The sequence below is a fragment of the Pseudomonas sp. MYb185 genome, from assembly GCF_002979975.1.
Taxonomy (GTDB): Bacteria; Pseudomonadota; Gammaproteobacteria; order Pseudomonadales; family Pseudomonadaceae; genus Halopseudomonas.
In genome coordinates this window covers 13,369-24,637 of the sequence record NZ_PCQD01000009.1, presented here as the reverse complement: position 1 = coordinate 24,637, position 11,269 = coordinate 13,369, and the positions used below count along the sequence as shown (strand labels likewise).

Annotated in this window: 13 protein-coding genes; 3 read left to right on the top strand and 10 right to left on the bottom strand. The window is 64.5% G+C overall.

From position 1 onward, the window contains the following. Positions 1–4: 4 nt before the first annotated feature. Complete coding sequence (locus CQ007_RS14150; RefSeq protein WP_105646487.1) at positions 5–334, top strand: Na+/H+ antiporter subunit G; 330 nt, start codon at positions 5–7, stop codon at positions 332–334. 238 nt (positions 335–572) lie between these two features. Here CQ007_RS14150 and CQ007_RS14145 read toward each other — a convergent pair whose 3' ends face one another. Next, positions 573–1,118 carry an OmpA family protein gene (locus CQ007_RS14145; RefSeq protein ID WP_105646486.1) on the bottom strand — a complete coding sequence of 182 codons (546 nt, stop codon included), beginning with the start codon at positions 1,116–1,118 and terminating at the stop codon, positions 573–575. Positions 1,119–1,296: 178 nt separating this feature from the next. On the opposite strand from CQ007_RS14145, the gene CQ007_RS14140 reads away from it, so the two are divergent. Beyond that, positions 1,297–1,905, top strand: coding sequence for a hypothetical protein (locus tag CQ007_RS14140; RefSeq protein ID WP_105646485.1), 609 nt, complete (start codon positions 1,297–1,299; stop codon positions 1,903–1,905). A 616-nt stretch (positions 1,906–2,521) separates the two neighbouring features. On the opposite strand, the gene CQ007_RS14135 is transcribed toward CQ007_RS14140, so the two are convergent. The 5 genes from CQ007_RS14135 to CQ007_RS14115 are packed head-to-tail and all read right to left on the bottom strand — an operon-like array spanning position 2,522 to position 7,362. Continuing rightward, a complete protein-coding gene (locus CQ007_RS14135) occupies positions 2,522–3,223 on the bottom strand; it encodes an ABC transporter ATP-binding protein (RefSeq protein WP_105646484.1) in 702 nt (233 codons plus the stop codon). A gap of 3 nt (positions 3,224–3,226) precedes the next feature. Then, positions 3,227–4,000 (bottom strand): high-affinity branched-chain amino acid ABC transporter ATP-binding protein LivG, encoded by a 774-nt coding sequence (gene livG, locus CQ007_RS14130; protein ID WP_105646483.1) that lies wholly within the window; start codon positions 3,998–4,000, stop codon positions 3,227–3,229. Beyond that, positions 3,997–5,253, bottom strand: a complete 1,257-nt coding sequence (locus tag CQ007_RS14125) for a high-affinity branched-chain amino acid ABC transporter permease LivM (RefSeq protein ID WP_105646482.1) — start codon at positions 5,251–5,253, stop codon at positions 3,997–3,999. The genes livG and CQ007_RS14125 overlap by 4 nt, the downstream gene beginning before the upstream one ends. Then, positions 5,250–6,176 (bottom strand): high-affinity branched-chain amino acid ABC transporter permease LivH, encoded by a 927-nt coding sequence (gene livH, locus CQ007_RS14120; protein WP_105646481.1) that lies wholly within the window; start codon positions 6,174–6,176, stop codon positions 5,250–5,252. The genes CQ007_RS14125 and livH overlap by 4 nt, the downstream gene beginning before the upstream one ends. Before the next feature lie 58 nt (positions 6,177–6,234). Then, positions 6,235–7,362, bottom strand: a complete 1,128-nt coding sequence (locus CQ007_RS14115) for a branched-chain amino acid ABC transporter substrate-binding protein (RefSeq protein WP_105646480.1) — start codon at positions 7,360–7,362, stop codon at positions 6,235–6,237. 167 nt (positions 7,363–7,529) lie between these two features. Between CQ007_RS14115 and CQ007_RS14110 the strand changes: the two genes are divergently transcribed. Continuing rightward, positions 7,530–7,829 (top strand): DUF2288 domain-containing protein, encoded by a 300-nt coding sequence (locus CQ007_RS14110; RefSeq protein WP_105646567.1) that lies wholly within the window; start codon positions 7,530–7,532, stop codon positions 7,827–7,829. Positions 7,830–7,992: 163 nt separating this feature from the next. Here CQ007_RS14110 and phnE (CQ007_RS14105) read toward each other — a convergent pair whose 3' ends face one another. From phnE (CQ007_RS14105) to CQ007_RS14090, 4 genes are read right to left on the bottom strand one after another with little or no spacing between them, the layout of a single operon-like run. Then, the gene (gene phnE / locus CQ007_RS14105) at positions 7,993–8,757 is read right to left on the bottom strand and encodes a phosphonate ABC transporter, permease protein PhnE (protein WP_105646479.1); all 765 of its coding nucleotides are present in this window, start codon (positions 8,755–8,757) and stop codon (positions 7,993–7,995) included. Next, positions 8,754–9,590, bottom strand: coding sequence for a phosphonate ABC transporter, permease protein PhnE (phnE, locus tag CQ007_RS14100; RefSeq protein ID WP_105646478.1), 837 nt, complete (start codon positions 9,588–9,590; stop codon positions 8,754–8,756). Before phnE (CQ007_RS14100) ends, phnE (CQ007_RS14105) begins: the two co-directional genes overlap by 4 nt. Beyond that, a complete protein-coding gene (locus tag CQ007_RS14095; protein ID WP_105646477.1) occupies positions 9,581–10,396 on the bottom strand; it encodes a phosphonate ABC transporter ATP-binding protein in 816 nt (271 codons plus the stop codon). Before CQ007_RS14095 ends, phnE (CQ007_RS14100) begins: the two co-directional genes overlap by 10 nt. Next, a complete protein-coding gene (locus tag CQ007_RS14090) occupies positions 10,393–11,256 on the bottom strand; it encodes a putative selenate ABC transporter substrate-binding protein (protein WP_177424367.1) in 864 nt (287 codons plus the stop codon). Before CQ007_RS14090 ends, CQ007_RS14095 begins: the two co-directional genes overlap by 4 nt. Between the last annotated feature and the right edge of the window lie 13 nt (positions 11,257–11,269).

The window sequence follows — 11,269 nt, the reverse complement described above, 5'->3', positions numbered from 1 at the left end:
GAATATGGAAGGCCTGATCGAATGGCTGGTGGCGGGGTTGTTGCTGATCGGCAGTCTGTTCGCGCTGATCGGCTCCTTCGGCCTGTTCAAGTTGCCGGATTTCTACATGCGCCTGCATGGTCCGACCAAGGCCACCACCCTTGGGGTCGGTGCGCTGGTGCTGGCATCCATGCTGTATTTCAGCAGTACCGGCGAAATCGGTCTGCATGAGCTGCTGATCACTGTTTTCCTGTTCATGACCGCACCGACCAGCGCCAGCATGCTGGCCAAGGCGGCCATGCAACTGCAGGTCAGGAGGGAAGGGAGAACCCGGGGCGAGCCCTGGAAACACTAGGAAAGGCGTTGTGTGGCGCTATTCCGCCAGAAGCTCCGCCGCCTGGGTTGTCGAGCGGCTCGGGCCGTGATTGGACCGGGTCGTGATCGACTCGACGACGGCTGCTGCTGGAACGGCTGGGAGTTCGCCGGCGTAGCGCAGGCGCGCTACACCCCGGCCTTGCTCCCGGCTCAGCCCTGCTCCGGGTTGTCGAGCGCCTGCTCGACGACAGGCCTCAACCGCTTGCTTGTTCAGGCTATCACTCCGCCAGGGCGACGCTGGTGGCCTGGTACGGGGTGAGAATGATCTCCACCCGCCGGTTCAGCTTGCGCCCGGTATAGGTGCTGTTATCGGCACGGGGCTGGTTCTCGGCCATCGCCCGCAGGTGCATGCGCTGACGCTCGATACCACCGAGGCGCAGCACGTTGGCCACCGCCTGGGCCCGTTCCAGGCTCAGCTTCTCGTTCAGTTCGTGACTGCCGTCGCTGTCGCTGTGGCCGACTACGGTGAGGCGGCTGGCGCTGTCGATCTTCAGCGCCTGTGCTACCTTGCTCAGTGGCACCAGGCCGGACGGCAGCAGCAGGGTGCGCTTGGGATGGAAGTTGCCATCGACCGGGATCAGCAGGCGGATCTGTTCGCCTTCACGCTCGATCTCGTAGCCCTGCTGGGTAGCCAGCGTGGTGAGGTTGTCGATGCGGGAGTCGGCCCAGGAAGGTGCCGGGGGAGCCTGTACTACTTCCTGCTTCGAGGAACAGGCCGTAAGGAAAACCAGCGAAGCCAGCGTCAAGGTTTTTATGATATTCATGTTCTATCCAGACAGTGGGAAACCCGGGCCAATTGGAAAAGTGGTCACAGATTACCACTGCAAACACGGAATGTGACCATCAAACACAAGCAATTCATCGGTTTATAGACGATTCTTCAAAGAGGTTCACACTATGGCGGTATGGAAAGGCCGATTTTCGCTTTTTGCGGCCCTGGGAATGGCGTTCAGCCTCAGCGGCTGTGCCTCCTGGTCACTATGGCCGTCCGGGGGCGAGTCGGAGGCACAGCGGGTCGCGGGGATGCTGGAGCGCGGGGACAAACACTGGACATTGCGCGCCTGTGGCCGGGAGCATGACCGGCTGCTGCAGCCGACTCCGGAGTTGCGGCGCCTGTTCGATGATGTCGGCCAGCCAGGGCAACAGTCGATGTTTGCGGAGTTGGAGGTGGCCGAGGAAGATGGCCGCTGGATAGTGCACAAGACCCACCGCGTGCAGTCCACCGGGCGGGGCTGCATGGACAGCAGCGCGGCGACGAGCCAGTGGGTCGGTTTCAGTTTCGATCCGGCCTGGCGGGTGGATATCACCGCGAAGGGCATGCAGCTGACCACCGAGGATGCGGAAAGCGGCCGCCAGCTGTCGATGATCAGCGAGCAGATGCCTGACGGCGTGCTGGGCTTTCGGGGCGTGCATGAGCAGGGGCTGGAGCTGTGGCTGTATCCATCCGGTTGCATCGAGCGCAGCACCGGTGACTACTACCACCTGAGTGCTACCCTGGTGCGCGATGGGCAGCGGTTCAAGGGTTGTGGCTACCAGGGAGGGGAAATATAGCCCCCATTGCGGCGCAGCTCGGCTTGTCGAGCGTTTACTCGACGACGGCTGCTGCTGGAACGGCTGGGAGTCCGCCGGCGTAGCGCAGGCGCGCTACACCCCGATATTGCTTCCGGCTCAGCCCTGCTTCGGGTTGTCGAGCGGCTCGGGCCGCGATCGGGCCGGGGCGCGATCGACTCGACGACGGCTGCTGCTGGAACGGCTGGGAGTTCGCTGGCGTAGCGCAGGCGCGCTACACCCCGATATTGCTTTCGGCTCAGCCCTGCTCCGGGTTGTCGAGCGGCTCGGGCCGCGATCGGGCCGGGGCGCGATCGACTCGACGACGGCTGCTGCTGGAACGGCTGGGAGTTCGCTGGCGTAGCGCAGGCGCGCTACACCCCGATATTGCTTCCGGCTCAGCCCTGCTCCGGGTTGTCGAGCGGCTCGGGCCGCGATCGGGCCGGGGCGCGATCGACTCGACGACGGCTGCTGCTGGAACGGCCGGGAGTTCGCTGGCGTAGGGCAGGCGTGCTACACCCCGATATTGCTTCCGGCTCAGCCCTGCTTCGGGTTGTCGAGCGCCGGCTCGACGACGGGCTTCAGCATCGCTGAAGCGGGGTGGCGTCCGAAGCGACCTTCACGCCCCCAGATAGGCCTCCCGCACCTGCGGGTTGGCCAGCAGTTCCTCGCCGCTGCCTTGCATGAGGATATGCCCGTGCTCCATCACATAGCCGCGGTCGGCCAGTTTCAGTGCCTGGTTGGCGTTCTGCTCGACCAGGAAGATGGTCACTCCCTGGCGGCGCAATTCCTCGATGATCTCGAAGATCTGCTGGATGATGATCGGTGCCAGGCCCAGCGAGGGTTCGTCGAGCAGTAGCAGCTTGGGTTTGCTCATCAGTGCCCGCCCGATCGCGAGCATCTGCTGCTCACCGCCGGACATGGTGCCGGCACGCTGCTGGTAGCGCTCCTTCAGGCGCGGGAACAGTTCCAGGGTGGCCTGCAGCTGTGGCTGTATCTGCTGCCGGTCGAGGAAGAAGGCACCCATGGCCAGGTTCTCCTCCACCGTCAGCCGGGAAAACACCCGCCGGCCCTCGGGCACGATGGCGATATCCCGGCGCATGATGTCGCAGGTGTCCATGCCGGCCAGTTCCTCGCCATGGTAGCGGATGCTGCCGCTGGTCGGACCGGGATCACCGCACAGGGTCATCAGCAGGGTAGTCTTGCCCGCGCCATTGGCGCCGATCAGGGTGACGATCTCGCCCTGTTGTACCTCCAGGCTGACATTGTGCAGCGCCTGGATCTTGCCATAGAAGGTATTGACCTCGGTGAACGACAGCATGCTTCAGGTTTCTCCCAGGTAGGCCTTGATCACATCCGGGTTGCAGCAGACCTCCTCCGGCGTGCCGGCGGCCAGCGGGCAGCCCTGGTTGATCACCACCACATGATCGGAAATGCCCATCACCAGTTTCATGTCGTGCTCAATCAGCAGGATGGTCAGCCCATGCTCGCTGCGCAGCTCGGCGATCAGCTCCTGCAGGTCGACTGTCTCGCGCGGATTGAGCCCGGCGGCGGGTTCGTCGAGCATCAGCAGGGACGGTCGGGTGACCATGCAGCGGGCGATCTCCAGGCGCCGCTGCTGACCGTAGGCCAGGGTGCCGGCGGTACGGTTGGCGAACTCCAGCAGCCCGGTACGCTCCAGCCAGTGCGCCGCGCGCTCCAGTGCTTCCTTCTCGCTGCGGCGAAAGCCCGGTGTCTTCAGCAATCCGGCGAGCATATTGGTGTTCATGTGATGATGCTGGGCTACCAGCAGGTTCTCCACCACGCTCATCTGCTTGAACAGGCGGACATGCTGGAAGGTGCGCACCATGCCCTTGCGCGCCAGCTTGAAGCCGGGCACGCCGCTGACCTCCTCGCCGCGAAAGCGGATGCTGCCGGCGCTGGGCTTGTAGAAGCCGGTCAGGCAGTTGAATACCGTGGTCTTGCCTGCACCGTTGGGGCCGATCAGCGAGACGATCTGGCCTTCATGGACCTGCAGCGCCACCTCATTGACCGCCAGCAGGCCACCAAAGCGCATGCACAGGCCGGCAACATCCAGCAGGGGAGTCGTGGCGTTCATGTTCTCAACTCCAGGTGCGGACGCTTCATCGGCAGCAGGCCCTGGGGCCGCCAGATCATCATCAGCACCATCAGCAGGCCGAACAGCAGCATACGGTACTCATCGAACTGGCGTGCCATCTCCGGCAGCAGGGTCATGATGACAGCCGCCAGGATCACGCCCAACTGCGAGCCCATGCCACCGAGCACCACGATCGCCAGGATGATCGCCGACTCGATGAAGGTGAATGATTCTGGGCTGATGAAGCCCTGGCGCGCGGCGAAGAAGCAACCGGCGAACCCGGCGAAGGTCGCGCCAATGGTGAAGGCGTTGAGCTTGACCGCGGTGGGGTTGATGCCCAGTGAGCGGCAGGCTACCTCATCCTCGCGCAATGCCTCCCAGGCGCGGCCCACCGGCATGCGCAGCAGGCGATTGATGACGAACAGGGTCAGCAGCACCAGCAGCAGGGCGAGAAAGTACAGGAACATCACCCGGTGCACCGAGTTGAACTGGATACCGAAGAACTCGTGAAAGGTCTGCATGCCCTCGCTGGCGCGGCGGCTGAACTCCAGGCCGAACAGGTCGGGCTTGGGAATGTTGCCGATGCCATTGGGCCCATTGGTCAGGCTGGTGAAGTTGTTCAGCAGAATGCGGATGATCTCGCCGAAGCCCAGGGTGACGATGGCCAGGTAGTCACCGCGCAGGCGCAGCACCGGAAAGCCCAGCAGAAAGCCGAACAGCGCGGTCATGGCCCCGGCGGCGACCAGTCCGGTCCAGAAGCCGATACCGAAATACATCGACAGCAGTGCGTAGGTGTAGGCGCCCACGGCATAGAAGCCGACATAACCGAGATCCAGCAGCCCGGCCAGACCGACCACGATATTCAGCCCCAGGCCGAGCATCACGTAGATCAGCACCAGGGTAGCCAGGTCGATATTGCTGCGGCTGCTCAGAAACGGCCAGATCAGCGCGGCGGCGATCAGGAAACACCAGAACAGCCGGTGTGCCGCCGGCCGGGCGGCGAGGATGCTGAACGCCGCCGGTGTGCGGGGCAGGGCGGGCACCTTCAACCACAGGCTGGTCAGGTGATCGCGGAACAGGTTGAACAGGAAGATGAACAGCGCAGCGCCGGCGATCTTCACCGCCACATCTGCGCCGGCACCCACCAGTACCAGGCCGGTGCCCTGCTGACTCAGGCGTATGCCCATCAGCAGGCCGCTGAGAATCACCACCACCACGGCGGAAATCAGGGCAGGCTTGAGGTTGCGCATCATACCTTTTCCACCTCCGGGCGACCGAGAATGCCACTGGGGCGGAACAGCAGCACCAGGATCAACACGCTGAAGGCCACCACGTCCTTGTACTCGGCGCTGAAATAGCCGGAGGTCATGGCCTCGGCCACCCCCAGCAGCAGACCGCCGAGCACCGCGCCGGGGATGCTGCCGATACCGCCAAGCACGGCGGCTGTGAAGGCCTTCAGGCCGGCCATGAAGCCGATATAGGGATTGATCACCCCGTAGTACATGCCCAGCAGCACCCCGGCCACCGCCGCCAGCGCGGCGCCGATGACGAAGGTCAGGGCGATGATGGCATTGGTGTTGATGCCCAGCAGGTTGGTCATCTTCAGGTCTTCGGCGCAGGCGCGGCAGGCACGGCCCATGCGTGAACGGGTGATGAACAGGGTCAGCAGCGTCATGCTGATCAGCGTCACCACGAAAATGACGATCTGCATGTAGGACAGCGTGGCGTGGAAGCCGGTGGAGGGGCCGATATCGAGGCCGCCGCGCACCAGGTTGGGCATGGCGATATCCCGCGAGCCCTGGGCCAGACGTACCAGGTTCTGCAGGAAGATCGACATGCCGATCGCGGAAATCAGCGGAATCAGCCGGTTGCCGCCGCGCAACGGGCGATAGGCGACCCGCTCGATGCTGTAGCCGTAGGCGCTGGTGACGATCATGCTGACCACCAGCGCGCCGATGATCAGCAATGGCAGCGACTCGATGCCCATCAATGCCAGCGCGGCCAGCACGATGAAGGCGATGTAGCTGCCGATCATGTACACCTCGCCATGGGCGAAGTTGATCATGCCGATGATGCCGTAGACCATGGTGTAGCCGATGGCGATCAGGGCATAGGTACTGCCGACGGTCAGGCCGTTGAGCAGCTGTTGCAACAGGTAGTAGAACGAGTCGGGCATGGCGACATCCTTGACAGCGGGCCCGGCGTGAACCTCACCGGGCCCGGGGCGGGTGGAATCACTCGGTCAGTGCCGTCTTGCTTCCGTCTGCATGCCATTCATAGACCACGAAGTTGAAGTCCTTCAGATCCCCTTTCTCATCGAACGCCAGCTTGCCGGTGGGGGTATCGAAGGTGTTGTTGCGCAGTGCCTCGGCGACCTCGGCCGGGTCGGTGCTTTCAGCCAGGCGGATACCGTCGGCAATCACCTGTACCGCTGCGTAGGAGGGGAACACGAAGGGACCGCGCGGGTCCTGCTTGCGTTCCTTGAAGGCTTCCACCAGATGGGCGTTGGCCGGGTCTTCGTCGAAGGCCTTGGGCAGGGTAACCAGCATGCCTTCGGCGGCATCACCGGCAATCGCGCTGATATCGCTGTTACCCACACCTTCGGGACCCATGAAGGGGATATTGAGCCCCTGCTCGCGGGCCTGGCGCAGGATCAGACCGAGTTCCGGGTGGTAGCCACCGAAATAGGCGAAATCCACCCCGGACTGGCGCAGGCGGGCGATCAGCGAAGAGAAGTTCTTGTCACCGGCGGTGACGCCATCGAAGATCGGCACCTCGATGCCGGCCTCGGTCAGCACCTTGCGCACCGCGGTGGCGATACCTTCGCCGTACTGCTGCTTGTCATGGATCACCGCGACCTTGTTCGGCTTGACCTGCTCGACGATGTACTTGCCGGCGGTCGGACCCTGCAGACTGTCCAGGCCGATGGTGCGGAACACCAGCTCGTAACCGCGGTTGGTGATGTCCGGACTGGTGGCGGCGGGGGTGACCATGAGGATGCCTTCATCCTCGTAGATGTCGGTGGCCGGCTGGGTGGAACTGGAGCAAAGGTGGCCGACCACGAAGCTGATGCCTGCGTTGACGATACGGTTGGCCACGGCGACCGCCTGCTTCGGATCGCAGGCGTCATCGAATACCACACCTTGCAACTGGCTGCCGTTGACGCCGCCGGCCTTGTTGATCATCTCGATGGCCATGTTGGCGCCGGTGAACTGCATGTCGCCATACTGCGCCACCGGCCCGGTAACCGGACCGGCCAGTGCGATCTTGATGGTGTCGGCAGCCAGCGAAAGGCTGCTGACCCCGGCCAGAGTGGTGATCGCCAGAAACTGGGAAAGAGCTTTTCGATGTGTCTTTTTCATACCCTTTGCTCACTCATGTTATTGGAGTTGTGTAATGAACTGTAGCGGAGCCGGTGCGATACAGCCAACCTCTGCCTTGGTCGCATGGAGATGTGGCATGGAGATATTGCATGTCGGGCTGCGATGGTTACCATGCGCTGGATCAATTTACTGAAGGAACACAAGCCATGTCCGCCCCAAGCGAAACCTATGCCGCGATTCTCGGCGCCACCGCCCGGATTGAATGGAAAGACCTGGAGCCGCATTTTGCCCGTGGCGAACTGCTGGTGGTGGATCGCGCGCTGGATCTGGTGAGTGCTGCCCAGGCCCTGATCGACGATGACAGCGCCGCGGTCAAGGGCTGGATGGAGCAGGGGCAGTTGGCCAATGCCAGTGATGCCCAGGCCGCCGACTGGCACCAACGCAACCCGGACAACCTGTGGGCGGTGGTCATTCGGCCCTGGGTATTGGTGCAGGAGCGTGACTGAGTGGGGTTACCGGGGTGTAGCGCCCCTGCGCTACGCCGACCGCCAGCGGGCAGGGAGCTTGTCGTCGAGCGGGGGCTAACCTGGGGGTGTAGCGCCCCTGCGCTACGCCGACCCCCCAGCGGGCAGGGAGCTTGTCGTCGAGCAGGGGCTCGACAACCCGAGATCAGCCCAGGCGGTTGCGCAGCCAGGCACTCAGCGCATCGACCAGCAGCACCAGTACCAGCATCGCCAGAATCACGCTGGCGGCACGGGATTGCTGGAACAGGCTGAGGGTGAAATAGAGCATCTGCCCCAGCCCGCCGGCACCGACAAAGCCCAGTACCGCAGCCATGCGGATATTGTTCTCCCAGCGGTACAGGGTATAGCTCAGCCACTGCGTCAACACCCCTGGCAGAGTGCCGTAACAGAATGCCGCCACGGGTCCGGCCCCGGCCTGGCGCAGTGCCAGTGCCGGACCGGGTGGGGTGTTTTCCAGGGCCTCGGCGAACAACCGGCCCAGTACCCCGGTGGTATGCAGCGCCAGTGCCAGGGTGCCGGCGAAGGGGCCGAGCCCGGCGGCCAGCACCATCAGCGCCGCCCACACCAGCTCCGGTACCGAGCGCAGCGCATTGAGCAGCAGCCGGGACATGGCCTTGGCCAGCATGCCGAGGCGGCCGGCGGCCAGCAGGCTCAGCGCGGCACCAGCCAGGGCGGCGAGCAGGGTGCCGATGGCCGAGATCGCCAGGGTTTCCAGCGCACCCTTGAAAATCTGCCGCAGCCAGGTTGGCGAGGTATCCGGGGGGAAGAACGAGCCGGCATAACTGCCCATCTGCTGCAGGCTGTCCTGGCGCAGCAGGCGGACCAGGTCCAGTTGCAGCCAGTTGAACGACCACACCAGCGCAGCGCCGACCAGCGTCAACCAGAACAGCGCCTCGATATGCCGCTTCATGCCAGCCGCCGTCGCAACAGACTGCTGAGCTGGTCGGCTGCCAGCACCAGCAGCAGGAAGGTCAGCAGGATGGTGACTACCTCGCCGCCAGCGAACATGCGGATCGACAGATCGATCATCTGCCCCAGCCCGCCGGCACCGACAAAGCCCATGATCACCGAGGCGCGCACCGCGCACTCCCAGCGGTACAGGGTGTAGGAGGTCAGTTCCTGCGCTGCCGTCGGCAGGATGCCGTAGCAGAACGCCGCCAACCGTGAGCTGCCGGCCTGCAGCAGGGCGCGGGCTGGTCGCTGGTCGACCGACTCGTAGATCTCCGCATAGACCTTGCCGAGCATGCCGCTGTAGGTGATGGCGATAGCCAGGACCCCCGCGGTCGGCCCCAAGCCGACGGCGCGGACGAACAGCAGCGCCCAGACGATCTCCGGAATGCTGCGCAGCAGGATCAGCAGCAGACGCGCTGGATAGCGCAGCATATCGGCCAGCCAGGCCGGTCGCCCGGTCAACAGTGCCGAAACCGACAGCGCCCGGCTGCACAGCAGGCTCAACGGTACTGCCAGCAGTAGTGCCAGAGCCAGCCCGGCGGTGGCCATGGCCAGGGTTTCCAGCGTCGCGCGGCCCAGCAGCCGGAGAAAGTCGGAGGACAGGTCCGGCGGCCAGAAGCCAGCCAGGAAACGGGCGAATACATCCAGGTTGCGCGACTCAACCAGCGTGGCCGGCTTGAACTCGGTCAGCACCAGCCCTGGCCACAGCAGCACAATGGCAAGCACGGTCAGCAGCAGACGCGGCAGGGCAGCCGGATCCCGCGGATCGGCCTTGGCACGGCTCAGGTGCATCGGCGCGGCGCCTGTTCGGTTTGCGCCGACTCGGCTGAGGGCCGGGGGGGAGTGTGTCCGGTCAGGCTGTCGTTGACGTACAACTGCGCCAGGTGGGTCTGACTGACCTCGGCTGCCGGCAGATCGAACAGCACCCGGCCGTCGCGCAGGCCGATCACCCGGGGGAAGTGCCGTAGCGCCAGGTCCACCGCGTGGAGGCTGGCGACCAGGGTCAGCTTGCGTCGCTCGGCGAGCTGGCTCAACAAGCCGAGGGTATGTTCGGCCAGCACCGGGTCCATGGCCGACACCGGCTCATCGGCCAGCAGCAGATCAGCCTGCTGGTACAGCACCCGGGCGATACCGACTCGCTGCAGCTGGCCACCGGACAACTGATCGCAGCGGGTGAACAGCTTGTCTTCCAGGTCCAGGGGCTCCAGCGCGGCGCGAGCACCGGCCGCATCCAGCGGATAGCACAGCGAGGCCAGCGCCCGCAGCAGCGACCATTGGCCGAGGCGGCCGGCCAGCACCGCAGTGACCACGCGCTGGCGGGGTGGCAGTGGCGGGCTCTGATGAATCAGACCGATACGCGCGCGCAGCCGGCGCAGGGCGCGGCCACGGAGGGTAGCGGGCTGTTCGCCGAGCAGTTGCAGTTGCCCGGCGCTGGGCATCAGGCCGGTGCCCAGCAGCCGCAGCAGACTGGTCTTGCCCGCCCCCGACGGCCCGATAATGGCGACTCGCTCGCCGCTGACGATGCTCAGGTCGATCTGCTGCAGGGCTTGATATCCGTTGGCGTGGGTCAGTCCCACGCCATCAAGCCGTATGCTCACTGCAGCAGGCCGGCGGAGCGGGCTGCCTCTTCGATACCCTGGTAGTTCTCGGGGCTGGTCTCGACAAAGCGGGAGGCGCGCTGCAGGTCGAGAATGGCCTTGTGCTCGGGGTTTTCCGGGTCGAGCTTGAGGAACGCCGCCTTGATGTCCTGCACCAGTTGCGCCTCGAGGTTGCCGCGCACTGTCCAGTTGTAGTCGAAGTAGGTCGGGGTGACGCTGTAGACGCGCACCTTGGCGGTATCGACCTTGTTCTCCTCGATCAGTTTCTCCCACACCGAGGTGTTCAGCACCCCGGCATCCACCCGGCCAGCCTCGACCCAGGCAACGGTTGCATCATGCGCGCCGGAGAAGGCGGTACGGCTGAAGAAACTGTCCGGCTCGATGCCATCCTGCAGCAGGAAGTAGCGCGGCATCAGATGCCCGGAGGTGGATGACACCGAGCCGAAGGCGAAGCTCTTGCCTTTCAGATCCTGATGGCTGGTGATTTGCGGGTCGGCGGTGATGAAGGTGCTGGTGAACACCTCATCCTGCTCGCGCTGCACCAGTGGGATGGCATCGCCGGTGCGCAGTTTCGCCTGCACGAAGGTGAAGCCGCCCAGCCACACCAGGTCGAGATGCCCGGCGCCGAGCGCCTCGACCACACCGGCATAATCGGCCACCGGCTGGAAGCGCACCTGCATGCCCAGTTCCTGCTCCAGGTACTTGCCCAGCGGCTCGAACTTGCGCAGCAGCTCGGTGGGTGCCTCATCGGGGATGGCCGAGACGCGCAGAACCTTGGCATCAGCGGCGTGAACAGAGGAAAAGCTGCTGGCAAAAGCCATGCAGATACCAGCCAGCACGGCCAGCGGACGCTTGAAAATCGACATGTGATGC